General features: G+C 64.5%; 16 protein-coding genes, 2 tRNA genes and 1 pseudogene. 12 read left to right on the top strand and 7 right to left on the bottom strand.

Annotated elements, in window-relative coordinates; genetic code table 11:
* Positions 1-24: 24 nt before the first annotated feature.
* On the top strand, positions 25-750 hold the full coding sequence (locus DY467_RS02010) for a haloacid dehalogenase type II (RefSeq protein WP_164633829.1): 726 nt from the start codon (positions 25-27) through the stop codon (positions 748-750).
* Between the two features lie 112 nt (positions 751-862).
* On the top strand, positions 863-2,704 hold the full coding sequence (gene recJ / locus DY467_RS02005; RefSeq protein WP_164633828.1) for a single-stranded-DNA-specific exonuclease RecJ: 1,842 nt from the start codon (positions 863-865) through the stop codon (positions 2,702-2,704).
* Positions 2,705-2,867: 163 nt separating this feature from the next.
* Here the strand turns inward: recJ and DY467_RS02000 are convergent, their stop codons facing one another.
* The 3 genes from DY467_RS02000 to DY467_RS01990 form a co-directional block, all read right to left on the bottom strand.
* The gene (locus DY467_RS02000; RefSeq protein WP_011158059.1) at positions 2,868-3,158 is read right to left on the bottom strand and encodes a hypothetical protein; all 291 of its coding nucleotides are present in this window, start codon (positions 3,156-3,158) and stop codon (positions 2,868-2,870) included.
* An 84-nt stretch (positions 3,159-3,242) separates the two neighbouring features.
* Positions 3,243-4,361: an FUSC family protein gene (locus DY467_RS01995; RefSeq protein WP_164572060.1), complete on the bottom strand. Its 1,119-nt coding sequence runs from the start codon at positions 4,359-4,361 to the stop codon at positions 3,243-3,245.
* Positions 4,362-4,378: 17 nt separating this feature from the next.
* Positions 4,379-5,608, bottom strand: coding sequence for a lytic murein transglycosylase (locus tag DY467_RS01990; RefSeq protein WP_164633861.1), 1,230 nt, complete (start codon positions 5,606-5,608; stop codon positions 4,379-4,381).
* Positions 5,609-5,886: 278 nt separating this feature from the next.
* Between DY467_RS01990 and DY467_RS01985 the strand changes: the two genes are divergently transcribed.
* Positions 5,887-6,825 (top strand): lipid kinase, encoded by a 939-nt coding sequence (locus tag DY467_RS01985; protein WP_349627599.1) that lies wholly within the window; start codon positions 5,887-5,889, stop codon positions 6,823-6,825.
* 67 nt (positions 6,826-6,892) lie between these two features.
* On the opposite strand, the gene efp is transcribed toward DY467_RS01985, so the two are convergent.
* Positions 6,893-7,459 (bottom strand): elongation factor P, encoded by a 567-nt coding sequence (efp, locus tag DY467_RS01980; protein ID WP_107344436.1) that lies wholly within the window; start codon positions 7,457-7,459, stop codon positions 6,893-6,895.
* A gap of 137 nt (positions 7,460-7,596) precedes the next feature.
* On the opposite strand from efp, the gene epmA reads away from it, so the two are divergent.
* The 3 genes from epmA (at position 7,597) to DY467_RS01965 (ending at position 10,162) form a co-directional block, all read left to right on the top strand.
* The gene (gene epmA, locus DY467_RS01975; RefSeq protein WP_164633826.1) at positions 7,597-8,652 is read left to right on the top strand and encodes an EF-P lysine aminoacylase EpmA; all 1,056 of its coding nucleotides are present in this window, start codon (positions 7,597-7,599) and stop codon (positions 8,650-8,652) included.
* Positions 8,649-9,740, top strand: coding sequence for a lysine-2,3-aminomutase-like protein (locus tag DY467_RS01970; protein WP_164633825.1), 1,092 nt, complete (start codon positions 8,649-8,651; stop codon positions 9,738-9,740). The genes epmA and DY467_RS01970 overlap by 4 nt, the downstream gene beginning before the upstream one ends.
* A gap of 158 nt (positions 9,741-9,898) precedes the next feature.
* On the top strand, positions 9,899-10,162 hold the full coding sequence (locus DY467_RS01965; protein ID WP_164633824.1) for a hypothetical protein: 264 nt from the start codon (positions 9,899-9,901) through the stop codon (positions 10,160-10,162).
* A 26-nt stretch (positions 10,163-10,188) separates the two neighbouring features.
* On the opposite strand, the gene DY467_RS01960 is transcribed toward DY467_RS01965, so the two are convergent.
* The gene (locus tag DY467_RS01960; RefSeq protein WP_164633823.1) at positions 10,189-10,779 is read right to left on the bottom strand and encodes an HdeD family acid-resistance protein; all 591 of its coding nucleotides are present in this window, start codon (positions 10,777-10,779) and stop codon (positions 10,189-10,191) included.
* A gap of 1,069 nt (positions 10,780-11,848) precedes the next feature.
* On the opposite strand from DY467_RS01960, the pseudogene DY467_RS26835 reads away from it, so the two are divergent.
* A pseudogene (locus tag DY467_RS26835) lies at positions 11,849-14,176 on the top strand (BPTD_3080 family restriction endonuclease); the annotation flags it as partial.
* Positions 14,177-14,255: 79 nt separating this feature from the next.
* On the opposite strand, the gene DY467_RS01950 reads toward DY467_RS26835, so the two are convergent.
* Positions 14,256-14,330 (bottom strand) — tRNA-Glu (locus DY467_RS01950).
* Between the two features lie 337 nt (positions 14,331-14,667).
* Between DY467_RS01950 and DY467_RS01945 the strand changes: the two genes are divergently transcribed.
* Positions 14,668-14,925 carry a PilZ domain-containing protein gene (locus DY467_RS01945; RefSeq protein ID WP_107357501.1) on the top strand — a complete coding sequence of 86 codons (258 nt, stop codon included), beginning with the start codon at positions 14,668-14,670 and terminating at the stop codon, positions 14,923-14,925.
* A gap of 278 nt (positions 14,926-15,203) precedes the next feature.
* Here DY467_RS01945 and DY467_RS01940 read toward each other — a convergent pair whose 3' ends face one another.
* Complete coding sequence (locus DY467_RS01940) at positions 15,204-15,653, bottom strand: VOC family protein (RefSeq protein WP_164633822.1); 450 nt, start codon at positions 15,651-15,653, stop codon at positions 15,204-15,206.
* A gap of 482 nt (positions 15,654-16,135) precedes the next feature.
* Between DY467_RS01940 and DY467_RS01935 the strand changes: the two genes are divergently transcribed.
* From DY467_RS01935 to DY467_RS01920, 4 genes are all read left to right on the top strand, one after another.
* On the top strand, positions 16,136-16,897 hold the full coding sequence (locus DY467_RS01935; protein ID WP_164573785.1) for an SIR2 family NAD-dependent protein deacylase: 762 nt from the start codon (positions 16,136-16,138) through the stop codon (positions 16,895-16,897).
* Between the two features lie 203 nt (positions 16,898-17,100).
* A complete protein-coding gene (locus DY467_RS01930; RefSeq protein WP_107344517.1) occupies positions 17,101-17,808 on the top strand; it encodes a cold-shock protein in 708 nt (235 codons plus the stop codon).
* Positions 17,809-18,048: 240 nt separating this feature from the next.
* Entirely contained in the window at positions 18,049-18,477 is a 429-nt protein-coding gene (locus DY467_RS01925; protein WP_246701432.1) for a DUF192 domain-containing protein, read from the top strand.
* Positions 18,478-18,557: 80 nt separating this feature from the next.
* A tRNA-Pro gene (locus DY467_RS01920) sits at positions 18,558-18,634 on the top strand.
* The last annotated feature ends 63 nt before the right edge of the window (positions 18,635-18,697 follow it).

Here is an 18,697-nt window from a genome sequence, read left to right as displayed (position 1 = left end):
GAAGAACAACAAGGGACGAACGCCATGCCGGTGTCCGATGCGACAGACGTCAAAGCCCTGCTATTCGACGTGTTCGGCACTGTCGTCGACTGGCGCAGCAGCCTGATCGACGATCTTTCCGCCTATGCGGCTGGGCGTGGCCTCGAAGGCGATTGGACCGGATTGATCGATGCATGGCGGCAGGCCTATGTGCCGTCGATGGATGCGGTCCGCAACAATCCACAAGCCGAATTCCTCACCCTCGACGAACTGCATCGGCAATCGCTGAAGCGGCTTGTCGGCGAATTTGGCATCAAGGGACTGACCGAGGACGATCTCAACTACATGGTCACCGGCTGGCATCGGTTGAAGCCGTGGCCGGGCGTGGTCGCAGCGCTGGAGCGGCTGAAGACCAAGTACATTTTGGCCCCGCTATCGAACGGCAATGTCGGGCTGTTGACCCGGATGGCGAAGAACGCGGGCCTGCCGTGGGATCTGGTTCTCGGCAGTGACATCTTCCGCCACTACAAGCCGGATCGGGAGAATTATCTCGGTGCCGCGAAGCTGCTCAATCTGCAGCCGGGCGAAGTGATGCTGGTCGCCGCGCACAATTATGATCTTCAGGCCGCGCAAGCGTTGGGCCTGAAAACGGCTTTCATCCCGCGTCCGACCGAGTACGGCCCGCTGCAGACGATCGACTTCGATGCTACCGGCGACTGGACCATCGTGGCCGATGATCTGGCCGGTGTCGCCGATCGGCTTGGGTGCTGACCCGCGAGAAGGTCAAACCTCTCGCTTCGTTCGCAATGACGGGCAGCGGGCTTCTCCGGCCGCCGTCCTGGCGGTTTGCGCTGTCGGCGCTTCGTGCTTATCTGCGCGGACCATGACGCCTCCCATCTCCGTTTTGCCGGCCGAAACCGTGCCGGCGTTTCTCGGCGTGACCCGCTCTGCCACCGGCAAGGCGTGGCGCGACCGGCTCGACGCGCGCGCCACTGCGAAGGCGCAGGCAATGGTGCAGCGCTATCAATTGCCCGAGATGCTGGCGCGGGTGCTGGCCGGGCGGGGCGTGGAGATCGACCAAGTCGAGGACTTTCTCGATCCGACGATCCGTAAGCTGATGCCAGATCCGGCGTCGCTGACCCAGATGGAAGCCGGTGCCAAGCGGATCGCCGATGCCGCCTCGCGCGGCGAGAAGGTCGCGATCTTCGGCGATTACGATGTTGACGGCGCGACCTCGTCGGCGTTGCTCGCCTGGCATCTGCGCCATTGCGGGCTCGATCCTTTGATCCACATTCCGGATCGCATCTTCGAAGGCTACGGCCCGAATATCGACGCGATCCGTATGCTCGCCGGCAAAGGCGCGACGCTGCTGATCACCGTGGACTGCGGCACCACCAGCCTGGAGCCGCTGGCGGAAGCGCGGCGGCTCGGGATGAGCGTCGTGGTGATCGATCATCACCAATGCGGCGACGAACTGCCCGAGGTCGAAGCGCTGATCAATCCGAACCGGCCGGACGATCTGTCGGGGCTCGGCCATCTTGCCGCGGTCGGCTTGGTGCTGATGACGCTGGTCGCGGTCAATCGCGAGCTACGGCATCGCGGGTTCTGGACCGCGGAGCGGCCGGAGCCGAACCTGCTCGACATGCTGCACCACGTCGCGCTCGGCACGGTGGCGGACGTCGCGCCGCTGGTCGGGCTGAACCGTGCTTTCGTCGCCAAGGGCCTGATCGCGATGCGCCGCCGCGATCACGTCGGCCACACCGCGCTGATGGACGTGTCGCGGCTGAACGGTCCGCCGGAGGCGTGGCATCTCGGCTTCATGCTGGGGCCGCGGATCAATGCCGGCGGCCGTATCGGTCGCGCCGATCTCGGCGTCCGGCTGTTGCTGGAGTCCGACGTCTCTGAAGCCGCCCGCATTGCCGCCGAACTCGATCGCCTCAACAGCGAGCGGCGAGAGATCGAACAGAGGGCCGAAGCCCAGGCGGAAGCCGAGGCGATGGCGTCGCTCGGGCTCGAGGACAAGGGCGCGGTGATCGTCACCGCGTCCGAAGGCTGGCACCCTGGCGTGGTCGGGCTGGTCGCGTCGCGTCTGAAGGAGAAGTTCGGACGGCCGTCGTTTGCGATCGCGCTGGAGCCCGGCGGCATCGGCACCGGCTCGGGCCGTTCGATCTCCGGCGTCGATCTCGGCAAGGCGGTGCGCCAGGCGGTGCACGATGGGCTGCTGCTCAAGGGCGGCGGCCACGCCATGGCGGCCGGCGTGACGCTGCGCAAAGAGCGGCTCGCCGAATTCCGGGCCTGGCTGGAAACGACGCTGGCGGATGACGTCGCCAAGTCGCGCCACGTCAACGAACTGTACATCGACGGCGCGGTGTCGGCGCGCGGCGTCACGACAGAGCTGGCAGCGACGCTTAACCGGGCAGGGCCGTTCGGCGCCGGCAATCCGGAGCCGATCGTCGCGCTGCCGGCGCATCAGCTCGTCTATGCCGACGAGGTCGGCCAGGCGCATCTGCGGCTGCGCTTCAAGGCCGGCGACGGCGCGTTCGTCAACGGCATCGCATTCCGCAGCGTCGGCCAGAAGCTCGGCAACGCGCTGACCGAGAACCGCGGTCAGACGCTCCACGTCGCCGGCTGCCTCAGCGTCGATCGCTGGCAAGGCGCCGAACGCGTGCAGCTCCGCGTCATCGACGTCGCGGTCCCGGATGCCGGGCCGACGATGATCAGGTGAGCAGTGCGGTCGAGGCGGCCACGGGATGAGGAATCCGGATTAGTAGGCGGCGGTCATGGCCGGGCTCGACCCGGCCATCCATCATCCTTGCAAGATGGATCGCCGGATCAAGTCCGGCGATGACGATAGGTCAAGTGGATCCGCTTGAGTATTGAACGAGCTCTCAGGTACAAATCTCGCCCTGGATGATCATTTCCCGAAACAGCTCGACCGCTTTGGGATTGAGTGCGCCTTCTTCGGGCAGCACCAGGGGCAGGTCCGGCGGGGCGAGGATGGCGAACTGGCGGCCCCATTCGTAGACCCAGGCGAGGCCGTCCTGGAACATCACCTCGTCGTCATAGCGCGGGGTACGGCCCGAGCGGGCCTCGGCGAAGCCGCGGCGGAAGGTGGTGTTCCAGACGATTTCGTCCAGTGGGGCTTGGAAGGTCTCGGCCTGAGGGCGCACGTCGGTCATGGCTCAAATCCGGCGATACATCCTGAAGAAACGGAGGAAGGGTATTATTCCACGGCTCGGCCCGGGCAAAACCCTGACTTTTGGTCAATCGCCCCGGTCGTGTTTGGCTGGGATCAGATAGGCCGGGATCAGCCGGCGGATCAAGCGGGCCGTCACATGGCGGAAGCCTGGATGGTGCAGGCAGACGCCGCCGAGCAGGCCGACCACGCAGCCGACCACGGTATCGATAAACCGCGCCTCGATGATCTGGTGCGCCGGCTCCTGACCCAGCGTCGCGGCATCGGCGAGGAAGATGGTGAGCGGGGTGATGAAGATCACCGCGAAGCCGTAGTGCCGGATCACCGCCGTCTCGATCACGAAGCTCAGCGCGATGACCGCAAACGCGATGCTCCATTTCTCCAGCGGCAGTGCCAGCAGCACCGCGGCGAGGCCGAGGCCGATCGCGGTGCCGAGCAGGCGGTGCAGATGCCGATTCCAGATCGCGCGCACCGACAGGCCTTGAATGACGGCGAGGCAGCTCACCGGCACCCAATACGGCCGCTCGAGCTGCAGCGCCTGAGCCAGAGCCAGCGCTAATCCGACGAAGATGCCGATCACCACGGAGTCGAGCACGACGTGCTCGAAATCGTCGATCGCCAGCGGCGGCACCGGCAGCGGATCGCGGATTCGCAGTACGACGATCGAGTAGATCATCGCGATCAGGGTCGCGAGCAGGCCGCCGAGCACGAACAGCCCCGCCTTCAGCGGCAGCTGCATCAGGTCGCTGGGCGTATAGGCGGCGATCGCCGCGGCCATCACGAAGAACATGCTACCCGGTGGTCCCACCCGATAGAACCGGCACAGCATGGTGACCACGATCGCCGTGAAGGTGATCGCCGGCACCAGCAACCACGGCAGCAGATGCACCACCAGCCCGAGCGTGTAGCAGGCCGCATAGCCGAAGCCGGCCGCCATCATCGAGACCATGCGGTGGTGCAGCGGGGTGCGCGGCAGATACAGAAACGCCATGCCGCCGAGCGACGAGATCAGGCCGTAGTCGAGATGATCGAAATACGCGCCGATCAGCATCGGCACGCCGGCGGCGAGTGCGGCCGAGAACGGCATCTGCCACGGCCGGTCGCTGGGATTGAAGGTGACGAGCTCGCGCCACTCCTCGTGCGCCAGCGCCTTGATCCGGTGCCACGTCCAGTGATGTTGAATCATCGAAAAGCCTGCGGCCTCTATCCACCCTGCCGCAGTCGTGCCAGCACCTTGAGCCCGCCATAGCCGTCGGCGGGCGATAGGCCGGTCTTGAGCTGAAAGTCGCGGATTGCCTTCATGGTGTCGTTGCCGACCCGGCCGTCGGTGCCGCCGGTGTCGAAGCCGGCGCGGGTCAGCCGGGTCTGCATCTCCTGCACCTCGGCGAGCGTCAGCGCACGCTCCGATCCGGGGAAGGGATGGATGAACGGGCTGCCGCCGAGAATGCGATCGCCGAGGTGGCAGATCGCCAGCGCGTAGTTCATCGACGGGTTGTAGCTCTTCACCGCGTAGAAGTTCGGCCCGATCAGGAATTTCGGGCCGCCGTCGACCGGCACCCACATCGTCGCGCTGGCCGAGGAATTGGGAAATGGCTGGCCATCGGCGCGGGTGACGCCGGAACGCGACCACTCCAAATAGCTGCGGCGACCGCTGCCTGTGCCGCCGGGGCCCTCGACCTCGTAGCCCCAATGCTCGCCGCGACGATAGTTGCCACGCCGGACTAGATACTTCGCGGTCGAGCCGAGGGCGTCGTCGGGCCGGCCGAACGGCGACACTCGTCCGTCGCCGTCATAGTCGATGCCGACGTTCAGCCACACCTCGGGCATCCATTGGCTGTGGCCCATCGCGCCGGCCCAGGAGCCGCGCATTTCTTCCGGCGTCGACCAGCCCTTGTCGACGATCCGCAGCGCGTTGATCAGCTCGGTTTCCCAATACGATCGCCGCCGCGGCTCGCGCCACGCCAGCGCGGAGAGGGACGGAAACACCGGCCGCATATGGTTCTGCTGCACCAAGGGATCGCCATAGGCGCTCTCGACGCCCCACAGCGCCAGCAGCGTGCCGCGCTCGACGCCGAAATCGCGCTCGATCCGCGCGAACAACGCTTCGTTCTTGCGCAACGCCTCGCGGCCGGCGGTGATCCGCCAATCCGACACCCGCCGGTTGATGTACTGCCAGAGCTGCTCGTTGAATTCGGGCTGCTTCTGGAAGTTCTTGAACACGCTCATATCGGGTTCGAGCGATCCCATCACCCGATCCCAGGTCCGCGGCGAGATGCCCTTGGCGAGCGCCTTGGCCCGGAACGCGTCGCGCCACTCATCGAAGCCGGCCGGCGCCGCGGCCGCAGCTGCGGCAGGCAGCATCACGGCGGCGCCGACGGCCGCCTGGAGCAGGTGGCGACGGGTGAGGGAGGTGGGGGAATCGTGATCGACCATGGCCGGCAGTGTAGCGGCATTGAGGTCGTCCCCAAAGCCGCTGCGCCTCGATAGCAGCTGCGCAAGCAGGCCGCCGATTGTTCCAACAGGCGGCAGCGACACGATGTCTCCGCCTGTGCCCTTGTACCGCCGCGCTCTGCGCCCAACTGGTGACACCGACCTGCCTTCCGCAGCCTCGGCCATTCGAGGCGCGCTGCAGCCGACAGCCAATGGGGAGTTGAGTGGACCGCGAATCCGAGATCGGGCCGGACCTCGAAGAGCCGGACCTCGAAGAGGCTGTGCCCAGCGATGGCTCCGACCTTTGCAGCGCCGTTGCCCAGGCGGCGCCGCCGCGCCGGTTGCTGATGGTGATCAACCGCGGCAGCCGCTCCGGCAGCCAGGCCGTCGGTCTGGCCGGCTCCAAACTCAGCGCCGCGGGTTTCGACCTGGTGGTCTCGGCACCTTCCAGCCGCCACGAGGTCGCGCCGTGGATCGAAGCCCATGCCGAAGGCGCCGCAGGCGTTGTAATCGCCGGCGGCGACGGCACGCTGAACGCGGCCGCGCCGGCACTGGTCACGACCGGTCTGCCGCTCGGCATCATCCCGGCGGGGACCGCCAACGACCTTGCGAGGACGCTCGGTCTGCCGCTCGATATGGAAGCCGCCGCAGACGTGATCGCGGCGGGGCATCGCAAGACCATCGACCTCGGTGACGTCAACGGGCACAAGTTCTTCAACGTCGCCAGCGTCGGGCTGAGCGCCGATCTGGCGCGCGAACTGAGCGGCGAAAGCAAGCGCAGGTTCGGCCGCCTCAGCTACGCGCTCACCGCCGCGAAGGTCCTAAGTAAGGCGCGACCGTTTCATGCGGTAATCGTGTCGGGCGATGAGCAAGTGCGGGTGAAGACCATGCAGGTCGCGGTCGGCAACGGTCGTTACTACGGCGGCGGCATGGCGGTGGAGCAAACCGCTGAAATCGACGACGGCCAGTTCGATCTGTATTCGCTGGAATTTGCGCAGGTGTGGAAGCTGCTGGCGGTGGCCTACGACTTCCGCAAAGGCCGCCACGTGTTGTGGCGCGAGGTGCGTGCCGCGCGCGGCACGTCGTTCGAAATCCGCACCCGCAAACCGCGGCCGGTGAATGCCGATGGCGAACTGGTGACGTTTACGCCGGCCCGGTTCGAGCTGCTGCGCAACGCGGTCAGCGTATTCGCGCCGAAACAGCCGCCGCCGCGTCCTTGAACAACGCCAACGAAAAAGCCCGCCGGGTTGCGGCGGGCTTTGCGGCAGTCAGCAGAGCTGATTGCAATTAGTCCTTGGCGCGCTCGACGTAGGAGCCGTCTTCGGTCAGCACCACGATGCGGGTGCCGGTGCCGATGTGCGGCGGGACCTGGGTGCGGACGCCGTTCGACAGCACCGCCGGCTTGTAGGACGACGACGCGGTCTGGCCCTTGGTCACCGGCTCGGTCTCGACGACTTCGAGCGTGGCGCGCTGGGGCAGGGTGATCGCAACCGCGGTGGTGTCGTGCATCGACAGCTTCACCACCATGCCTTCCTGCAGGTAAGGCGCCGCCGAGCCGACGACGTCCTTGGCGACCTGGACCTGATCGTAGGACTCCGGCTCCATAAAGTGGAAGCCTTCGCCATCCTCGTACAGGAAGGTGTAATTGCGCTCTTCGATGGTGACCTTCTCGACCTGGTCGGTGGTCTTGTAGCGCTCCGAGATCTTCACGCCGTCGCTGATTCGGCGCATTTCGATCTGGCTGACGGGCGTGCCCTTGCCGGGATGAATGTTTTCGGCAGACAGGACGACGTAAAGCTTCCCATCTTGCTCGAGGACGTTGCCCTTGCGAATAGAACTGGCGATGACTCTCAAAGGAATGTTTCCTGTCGTTCAGGTCCGGGCCCGATCCGGGCGTTGGTATCCCGAGGCCGAAACGGTTTCGGGGCGCAACATACTGATTTGTGGCGCTGATGCCAGTGTTTTGCGCGGCCGGATGGGGGCGACTTGAGATGGAGGCGACAAGCCAACCGTCGCCCTGGTGGAACAAGGATAGGTATCTGGACCGTCAGCCGTTTTTGCGCGCGCGGGGGGCGGTGACCCGGGCCGTGCGGGGCTGGTTCGAGGCAGCGGGCTTTACCGAGGTCGAGACCGCGATCCTGCAGATTTCGCCCGGCAACGAGACCCATCTGCACGCCCCGCGCACGGACCTCTTAGGGCCGGACGGCGAGCGGCGCTCCCGATACCTGCGGACCTCGCCGGAGTTCGCCTGCAAGAAGCTGCTGGCGGCCGGCGAGACGCGAATCTTCGAGCTTGCCCGAGTGTTTCGCGACCGTGAGCGCGGCCGCGTGCATCTGCCGGAGTTCACCATGCTGGAGTGGTATCGCGCCGAGGCGCCGTACCAGCAGGTGATCGACGACTGCGTTGCACTGGTCCGCGTGGCGGCGGACGCAACCGGCATCGCGACGTTTTCGTTCAGGGGGCGGCGCGCCGATCCGCGCGCCGAGGCGGAGCGGCTGACGGTGGCCGATGCGTTCGCCCGTTTTGCCGGCATCGATCTGCTTGCCACGATCTCCAACGGTGAGGGGGATCGCACGGCGCTGGCAAACGCGGCTGCTTCACGCGTGCGGATCGCCGATGACGACACCTGGTCCGACATCTTCAGCAAGGTGCTGGTCGAGCATGTCGAGCCGCGGCTCGGCGATGGACGGCTGACGGTGCTGAGCGAATATCCGGCGCCTGAAGCGGCGCTGGCGCGGACCAAGCCGGACGACCCGCGGGTCGCCGAACGGTTCGAGCTGTATGCCTGCGGCGTCGAGCTCGCCAATGGCTTCGGCGAACTTACCAATGCGGCCGAACAGCGTGCGCGCTTCATCGCCGCGATGGACGAGAAGGAGCGGCGCTACGGTGAGCGCTATCCGCTCGACGAGGCCTTTCTCGCGGCGGTCGGCGAAATGCCGGAGGCCAGCGGCGTCGCGCTCGGCTTCGACCGCCTGGTGATGCTGGCGGCCAGTGCAACCACGATCGATCAGGTGGTGTGGACGCCGCCGGCAGGCGAGGGCGTATGACCAAAGTCACCCGATTGAACACGCCGGCAGCGGCGACGCTGCGCCAACCCGACGAACTGATTGCCGAGGGCCTCGCCGCTGCGGACCATCGCGCAATGCTGAGCGAGGTCGCGTCGCGCTATGCGATCGCGGTGACGCCGGCGGTCGCGGCGCTGATCGATCGTGACGATGCCGACGATCCGATCGCGCGGCAGTACATCCCGCGCGCCGAGGAATTGTCCTCGCTCGCCTTTGAACGTGACGACCCAATCGGCGACGCTGCGCATGCGCCGGTCGAAGGCATCGTGCATCGGCATCGTGACCGCGTGCTGTTCAAGCCGGTGCATGTCTGCGCGGTTTATTGCCGGTTCTGCTTTCGCCGCGAGATGGTCGGTCCCGGCAAGGATAATGCGCTGTCGCGCGAGGCGACCGCTGCCGCACTCGACTACATCCGCGCGCACAACGAGATCTGGGAAGTGATCTTCACCGGCGGCGACCCGCTGATGCTGTCGCCGCGGCGGCTCGGCGAGATCATGGCCGAACTCGCCGCGATCGAGCACGTCAAGATCATCCGCTTTCACACCCGTCTTCCCGTCGCAGATCCGGCGCGGATTACGCCGGATCTGGTGCGGGCGCTGCGGGTGCCGGGCAAGACCACATGGCTCGCGCTGCATGCCAACCACCCGCGGGAGTTGACGGAGGCGGCGCGCGCGGCGTGCGCGCGGATCGTCGACGCTGGAATTCCGATGGTGAGCCAGTCTGTGCTGCTGCGGGGTGTGAACGACAACGCCGCGACGCTCGAGGCGTTGATGCGCGCTTTCGTCGAGTGCCGGATCAAGCCGTACTACCTGCACCATGGCGATCTGGCGCCGGGGACCGCGCATCTGCGCACCACGCTCGCCGAGGGCCAGGCCCTGATGCGCGCATTGCGCGGTAATGTGTCTGGACTTTGCCAGCCGGAGTACGTGCTCGACATTCCCGGCGGCTACGGCAAGGCGCCGGTTGGCCCCAATTATTTGTCGGACGCCGATGGAACCGAGCCGGATTCGCGCTATCGTGTCGCCGACTATTGCGGCGAGGTGCATCTGTATCCGCCGCGGTCGGAATGAGCGGCGGTACTCTGTTGCTGGTGCAGTCCGGCAACTGGGCCGGGAATGATGCGTTGGTGCTGGGGTTGGGCGGACCATTGGCCGATGCAGACTGCCGTGATGTTGGCGCGATCGGCGCCCAGCCTCGCGGCGGGAGCGTGAATGGAAGGAGAGCTCCGATGAAATCTGTGATGATCGCCGCCGCGATCCTGACCCTGAGCGGCAGCGCGGTATTGGCGCAATCCGGCAGCGGCACAGGCGGTTCGGCCGGCTCGACGATTTCGCCGGACGTGTCGGGGGGCGGGGCGGGGCTCCGGCAAGCGCCGATCGGGCATCTGCAGCCGCGCCGCAACGACACGCCGCCGGAGCGGACGATCGATCAGATTGATCCGGCGGATGCGGCGCTCGACCGCAAGATCAAGAGCATCTGCCGCGGCTGCTGACGCGAACCGCGGCAGACGTCGCGCAATTAGGTGCTCTTACGGGCGGCGAGCGCCATCGCGATCAGCGAGGTGCCGCCGAACACCAGATTGATTCCGATCAGCAGGCCGATCGCCCAGACGGTGCCCGGCCAGCCCGAGATGATGATGAACGCCACCAGGATGTCGGCGATACCGGCGGCGAGCATCCAGCCCCAGCGCTCCGACATCCGTCCGCGATGCTGGAAGGCGTACATGATGGTCGCGACACCTTCGGCCAGGAAATACACGCCGACGATGAAGGTGAGGGTCAGCGTGCCTTGCAGCGGCATCGCGATCAGCACCAGACCGGCGACCAGCGCCAAGACGGCCGACAGCAGCGACCACCAGAAACCGGGGCCCTTGCGCGCCCAGATTGAAAAGCCGACGCCGGCCACACCGGCGATGAAGAACAGCCAGCCCAGCATGATGGTGAAGGTGATGCTGGCGAGCAGCGGCAGCAGGATCGCCGCAAAGCCGATGATCAGTAGCAGGATGCCTTCGAACAGATAGGCCTTCCAGTGATCGCGGATGGCCGCCTCGACGCGCGCCTGCAGGCGCTGGACGTCTTCGGGGCGAAGGCTGTCATCTGGCAGAGACATGGGACTTCTCCTTTAATGGTTCCCATTCAGGAACCTACCCCGCGCAACGCACCTCGGCGTTAATAGTTCAACGGTATTCGGCGTGCTGGTCCGAGGTGTGCCGGCGAATCGAAACGGCGTCGGGAATCAGTTAATTGTAGCGTTCGATTGCGACGACTTTGGCGGGAGACGACCGATGGTCCCAGCCGTTTTGCATCTGGTCGCGTTGGCGCTTGCGATCACGCTGTTCGTGTTCGCCTGACTTCAAGCGCACAGGACTTCAGACTGAGAATATCCACCACCCGCCGATCATGAGGATCGGGCGGGGAAGGCTCAATTGCGCGTGCCTCTTGTTCGCGTCCAATTCACCCGTCGGCAAACACTTGCGCAACCATGTCCTGCGCGGTCGGCGACCGAATCTGCACATTGGATTCGCTGGGCATCCGAAAAGGGAGTATAAAGAAAAATATTCAATTTAAAATTGTGGTCGCGGCGTTCGCACCACAAGCAATCAGTCTCCGTTAGGAGGCGGCATGTGCAAAGACAAACGGCCCCACTGCAGCAGATGCGGTGCTCGCACGGGGCTCGCCCGGGTGTCCCCGGTGCGATCGATCGAACTGCGAATCTACGAATGCGCCAGCTGCGGTCAGACCGATTACTATGAGGTCAGCCCAGACCCGCACGCATCATGGGGATTGCTCGCCGGAGACCGACTGGCTGGGATCCTTGCAGCGCTCAAAAGGAATGATGGCGCTCCCTAGCGGACTGTCAGGGAGCAATTCATTTAAACCACTGAAATCGCTGATTAAACCGTCGGCCTATGTGTTGGACGATGTGTTGAAACTTGTGCGAACAACCTCAACAAACCATCAACCACAATGACCCGCAAGTCCTGAGAACGGCCCCGGCGCGTCGCAAGAATCCGACTTTAGAGTTGCGACAGCCAGTCGCCGGTTTGGCCGCCGCGGCGCCGGGCTCCTGGGACACTTCAGCGAGAAGGCAGGGGCCAACTATAGGTTTTGGAATCGCGGGAGCCGGTGTAGTCAGTTGAATCGATCCATTCGTCCAAATTGCTGCATGAGCTTGGAAATTGAGCAGTTTCTACGATCGGCCGATTCTGAACTCGCCGTACCGCGCTCCGGAATTTCACCATCCATTGGATAACAACGGTCAGCCGCTACCGGGCGATCCTCGACCGGGACGCCGGCCATCCCGATTCATCGTCCCGGTTCCCGCATCGCGGAAGAAGGCTGCCAAGGATCAGGGGACCCTTGACCTCGAAACCTACACCGAAAACGCCCTGATCAATGAAATCCGGGGCTATGTCGACAGTTGGCGGGCGTTACACAATCCCGCTGACTGGCAGGTCACCGGTACGACCCAGCGGCTCCTGGAGCACTGGCGTCATCACCAGTTCAACGGCCCGACGCCGTTCTTCTGTCAGGTTGAAGCCGTCGAAACGATCATCTGGCTGACCGAAGTTGCGCCGAAGCACGCCAAGGGAAAGGCGCTGCTGGATCTGATCCGCAACTACAACAAGGAAGCCAATCCTGAGCTTTTCCGGCTGGCCATGAAGATGGCTACGGGCAGCGGCAAGACCACCGTGATGGCGATGCTGATCGCCTGGCAGACGGTGAATGCCGCCCGCAAGGACTCCAAGGATTTCTCGCGCGCCTTCTTGATCGTCACGCCCGGCATCACGATCAAGGATCGGCTTCGCGTGCTGCTCCCGAGTGAACCCAGCAACTACTACGAAACACGCGAAATCGTGCCGCCGGACATGCTGCCGGAAGTTCGCCGAGCCGAAATCGTGATCACGAACTACCACGCGTTCCAACATCGCGAGACGTTGTCCCTGCCGAAGGTCGCGCGCAGCTTCCTACAGGGCAATGCGCCTGAACCCGTAGTCACGACCGAGAACGACGCCGAAATGCTCGCCAGAGCTTGCGGCAAGTTGCTGAACTTCGACCGTGTGAATGTCATCAACGACGAAGCGCATCACTGCTATCGGCATAAGGCCGGCGGCGATGCTGAAGGTCCATTGACGGGTGACGACAAGAAGGAGGCAGCCGAGAACGAGGAAGCAGCCCGTCTGTGGATTACGGGCATAGAGGCGTTGAACAACAAGTTGTCGAAGGGCGTGCGCGCCGTGTACGACCTCTCGGCTACGCCGTTCTTCCTTCGCGGCTCGGGCTATGATGAAGGTGTTCTCTTCCCCTGGGTGGTGTCCGATTTCAGCCTGATGGACGCCATCGAAAGCGGCATCGTCAAACTGCCGCGCGTGCCGGTGACGGACAATCTGGTTCAGACCGATTCCGTGGTCTATCGGCATCTATGGAAGCACGTCGGCAAGGATCTGCCGAAGACGGCCGCAGGTGCCGCCAAGCTGAGCCCGTTCGATCTACCCAACATGCTGCGCACGGCACTGAACGCCTTGTACAGCCATTACGAAGGCGAGTTCGAGCGCTGGCAGCGCGAAGGGATTGGCGTCCCGCCGGTGTTCATCGTCGTCTGTCAAAACACGGCTATTTCCAAGCTGGTGTTCGAGTGGATCGCCGGTTTTGAACGCGGCGATGCGGAGGAGGGCGAGCGCGCGGCGTTCCATGCCGGGCACCTCGAACTGTTCCGCAACTACGACGAGAACGGCGTGCGGCTGCCGCGGCCACGAACGCTTCTGATCGACTCCCGGCAGATCGAGACCGGGGATGCGCTGGACAAGGGGTTTCGCGACGCCGCCGGTCCCGAGATTGAGCAGTTCAAGCGTGAACTCGCAGACCGTCAGGGGGCGGGCAGCGCCCAGGGCGAAGTCAGCGAAAGCGAACTGCTGCGTGAGGTGATGAACACTGTCGGCCGCGTCGGCAGGCTCGGCGAACAGATCCGCTGCGTCGTCTCGGTCTCGATGCTGACCGAGGGGTGGGACACCAACACCGTGACCCACATCCTTGGCGTCCGGGCGTTCGGGACGCAGCTGTTGTGCGAACAGGTGGTCGGCCGCGGATTGCGTCGGCAGTCCTACGATCTCAACCCGACGACGGGCCTGTTCGACGTCGAATATGCCGATATCATGGGCATCCCATTCGACTTCGCTTCATCGCCGCAGGTCGCCAAGCCGGTCGCACCGAAGCCGGTGACCCGCGTTCACGCCATCAAGGAGCGATCCGAGCTCGAAATCGTTTTCCCTCGGGTGAGTGGCTATCGGCGCGACCTTCCGTCAGACAAGCTCGAAGCAGCCTTTACGCCGGACAGCCGGTTGGAGATCACGCCGCTGGACATCGGCCCGACATCCGTCGTGATGGAAGGCATCGTTGGTGCTGGTGTCACCATCACGCCGCAGGTGCTGGAGCGGCTGCGCCCCTCCGAGATCAGCTTCAATCTCGCCAAGCATCTGCTCTACACCCAATTCAAGGATGACGAGGGCTTCCACGCGGTCAGCGCGGACGTCTGCCGTTTCACAGGCCAACGTGGTTCAAAATTCAATGATTTCAGGAGGTTAGTTTTGGCGCTCCCTAGCGGAATCGAACCGCTCTCTCCACCGTGAAAGGGTGGCGTCCTGACCGATAGACGAAGGGAGCGAAGCCGCCGGACTGGCGCGATCCTTCAAGGATCGCAAGCAGGCGGAAACGCACGGTCTAACCCGAAACGGCTGTTTCAGCAGGCGCCGGAACGGGCCCGCGGCGAAGCAGCGGGCGAACGTATAGTGGCGTTTTTCCGGAGGGGCAAGCGCTCTCCGCAGCGATCTGCCGATACCCCGACTTTTCGCTAAATCTTGCAACGATTTTTCAACAGCCCGGGACCTAGAGCAGAGACGGTCCTGAGCGATCGGGGCTCGCGAACGCTCACTTTCTGCTTCGATCCGGCCGCGGCGCTGTGCCCTCCGGCGAGCGATCCAAGCAGGCCGAGGACGACATCATGGCCAAGGACAAGACCAAGCGCGAGGCGCGCAAATCGGTACGCCAGAGCGGCTGGATCACGCTCGACGGCGGCTTTGCCGCGCGGCCGTGCGAGGTGCTCGATCTGTCGAGTTCGGGGGCCAAGCTGGTGCTCGGCGAAGCGGAGTCGCTCGGCTCACGGCTGCGGCTCGGTTTCTCGCGCGACGCGCGTCAGGGTCGGCAGTGCGAAGTGGTGTGGCGACGCGGCACGACGCTCGGCGTCAAGTTCGTCAATTGAGGCCACGTCGACGCGCTGAAGTGCCGACACCACAACGGGCTCCACTGTTCGCGGAGCCCGTTGTGACCGGCAAAAGCGTGGTGAGCGACGTCAGCTCAGTGGCCGAAGAACAGCCACAACAGAATGATAATCGGGATCGGAACGCCGATCAGCCAAAGCAGCAGTCCTCGTGCCATTGATGTCCTCCGTTGGTTGTTCGACCAACGCGAGGTCCTGCGCGTCGTTCCGCATCACGACGCGGATGCGGGCGATCTCTGCTGGAGGGGACCGCCAGCGCCTTACCAATGGCCGGTGTTCGGCATCGAGGCCCACGGCTCCTGCGGCGGCAGCGCGTCGCCCTTTTGCAGCAGCTCGACCGACTGCAGATCCGGCGAGCGCACGAACGCCATCTGCCCATCGCGCGGCGGGCGGTTGATGGTGACGCCGAGCTCCATCAGCTTTGCGCAGGTTGCGTAGATGTCGTCGACCTCGAACGCGAGATGACCGAAGAAGCGGTCCTCGCCATAGGTCTCTTCGTCCCAATTGTGGGTCAGTTCGATCGTCGGAGCCGGGCGGCCCTTCGACTGCTTCACCAGTTCCTCGTCTTCCGGCGCGCACAGGAACAGCAGCGTGAACTTGCCCTTATCGTTGTCGATGCGGCGGACCTCCTTGAGGCCGAGCGCGCCGACGAAGAACTTCAGGGCCGTGTCGAGATTGCGGACGCGGAGCATGGTGTGCAGGTAACGCATGTGCGGGTGGTCTCCTTGAGAAAGGTGCCGGGGATTCTGCGACGGAATGGCCGCGATGAAAAGCGCGGGCGGCGCGCTCGCGGCGCCGGCCATGATGTCCGGACCGGACGTCAAAACGATGAAGGTCCGGAGCCGAGGCTCCGGACCTTATGCGCGCTCGAGGAGGTGTGGCGAACGAGAGGCGAGGGCACTGAACATCGTGACTTCGCATCCGATCGCGGGCGGACGACCGACGAAAAAGAGCCCCGCCTTGGAGGTCGCGCGGGGCTCTTTCAGAGGAGGTCATCCGTTGAGACGGGTTCAACTATCCGACCACGCCAGCCCTCTTGCAATTCAAAAAAATGTGGCTTCGAATCTGAGCACGGGAACCGGCAACTTCTCCGCGGCGGATGCGTCGATGTCGGCGCAGCCTTGTCGCCCCGGTTCGCTCGCGGCGCGCGGACGCTCGCGCGACGACAGGGTAAGTTTGAAATGATCCAACCATGATCGCACCCAGCCTTTCCAGCGGGGTCGAACAGCTCGGCGACATGATCGCGCACGCTTCGTCGATCGTGCCCTTCACCGGCGCCGGCATTTCGACCGAGTCCGGCATTCCTGATTTCCGATCGCCGGGCGGCTTATGGAGCCGCAATCAGCCGATTCCGTTCGACGAGTTCGTGGCGCGCCAGGATGCGCGCGACGAAGCCTGGCGGCGGCGCTTCGCGATGGAGCAGACCTTTGCGAAGGCGCGGCCGACCCGCGGTCATCGTGCCCTCGCATCGCTGTACAAAGCCGGCAAGGTGCCGGCGATCATCACGCAGAACATCGACAATCTGCATCAAATGTCCGGCTTCGCCGAACACGACGTCGTCGAGCTCCACGGCAACACCACCTACGCGCGCTGCATCGGCTGCGGCAAACGGCATGAGCTGGAGTGGGTGCGCGAATGGTTCTTCCGCACTGGGCATGCGCCACATTGCACCGCGTGCGACGAGCCGGTGAAGACCGCGACGGTATCGTTCGGTCAGTCGATGCCGCCGGAGGCGATGCGCCGCGCGACCGATCTGGCGCAGCATTGCGATCTGTTCATTGCGATCGGTTCGTCGCTGGTGGTGTGGCCTGCAGCGGGCTTTCCGATGCTGGCCAAAGAATGCGGCGCCAAGCTCGTGATCATCAATAGAGAGCCGACTGAACAAGATGAAATGGCCGATCTGGTGATCCGTCACGACATCGGAGAAACGCTTGGACCGTTCGTCGGTAACTGAAACCTCGTAAGATTCGCAGGCTTTCAAGGCTGTTTATAGTTGTCGCGTAACGATTTTTTTGTCTTTGCCGTTTGGACCACGGTGTTATCTTCGAATCAACAGATTCGCGGCGGCGCAATCCTGAGTAGTTTGAGGGAATGCTCGGCGAATCATCCTCGTCGCGGATGCGACGAATTTGTTGATGACGTGCGGGGTCCGGGGTCATGGGGTCGGACGGATTTGAGTCCAAAAGGCCGGGCGTTTTGCCCGCAGCCAGCGCTGCGAAGCCGAGAGCAGCGGAGTTTCCGGCAGGCGATTTCTCGCCGCGGGACTTCGGGGTCGGCGCGCATGGCGACCTTTCAGTTCCCCGCGATCTGAATCCGCGCGATGCCTTTACGGGTCTCGGCGAAGCCGCGAACCTCGTCGAGATCAGCGGTGTCATCAAGTGGTTCGACGCTTCGAAGGGCTACGGCTTCGTGGTTCCGGACAATGGTTGGCCCGACGTTCTGCTGCATGTCACGGTGCTGCGCCGCGACGGCTACCAGACCGCCTATGAGGGCGCCCGCATCGTCGTCGAATGCGTGCAGCGCGCCAAAGGCTACCAAGCATTCCGCATCGTCTCGATGGACGAGTCGACCGCGATCCATCCGGCCCAGATGCTACCGGCGCGCACCCATGTCAGCGTGACGCCGACCAGCGGGCTCGAGCGCGCCCAGGTCAAATGGTTCAACCGGCTGCGCGGGTTCGGCTTCCTGACCTGCGGCGAGGGCACGCCGGACATCTTCGTGCACATGGAAACGCTGCGCCGCTATGGCATGACCGAGCTGCGGCCGGGCCAGTATGTGCTGGTGCGGTTCGGGCCGGGCTCCAAGGGCATGATGGCGGCCGAGATCCAGCCGGAGAACGGCGCTCCCGGGCTGTCCTCGCACTGAACCGCCGCCGGACCGCAAACGGCGCACAGCACGTGCGCCGTTCTTGATCGCGCCATCCTTGATCGCCAGTGTGTGAATCGGCTGACGCCCGCCGCGCATGCTGTTTGCGCGGCGGAAATGCGTTCGGCATGACCGCCGGCGGCGATGCGCGCCGTGGCGCCCGCGAAACACAGGTTCGATTCCATGCAGGCTTTTGAAATGTTCAAATTCCGCCGGCTGCGGTGGCTGGGTGCGCTCGCGATGGCGGCGGTGCTGTGCGGCCTTCTGCTGCAAGGCGCGGTCGCGGCGCAGATGCAGTCGCTCGAGATCGTCGGCAAAACCGGCGTGCACGTCTTCACCGTCGAGATCGCCACCACCGATCAGGAGCGGGAAGTCGGCCTGATGTACCGCAAGAGCCTGCCGGACGGGCAGGGCATGCTGTTCGACTTCCGCCCCGAGCAGCAGGTTTCGATGTGGATGAAGAACACCTACATCCCGCTCGACATGATCTTCATCCGCGGCGACGGCACCATCCTGCGGATCGCCGAGAATACCGAGCCGCTGTCGACCCGGATCATCGCATCCGGCGGCCCAGTCGCGGGCGTGCTCGAGGTCTCAGGCGGCACCGCCAAGAAGCTCGGCATCGCCGCCGGCGACCGGGTGGCGCATCCGTTGTTCAAGTCGCGCTGAGGCCGGCTTGCTGGGCTGACGTGAACCGTGTATCGACGGCCGTCGGCCCAGAGATCCGGGTCATGGATCGGGTCATGGATCGGGGTATAGCGCAGCCTGGTAGCGCGGCAGTTTTGGGTACTGCAGGTCGTTGGTTCGAATCCAGCTGCCCCGACCACTTCATCTGTTGAATCTCCTCAACTTTTTCCCTGCGATTCTGACGCGATTCTGACGGGCGGTT

The organism is Rhodopseudomonas sp. BR0G17 (genome assembly GCF_010907025.1).
In the GTDB taxonomy this organism is placed as follows: domain Bacteria; phylum Pseudomonadota; class Alphaproteobacteria; order Rhizobiales; family Xanthobacteraceae; genus Rhodopseudomonas; species Rhodopseudomonas palustris_H.
The sequence above is the reverse complement of the archived record's forward strand: the minus strand, read 5'-3'. Positions and strand labels throughout refer to the sequence as shown.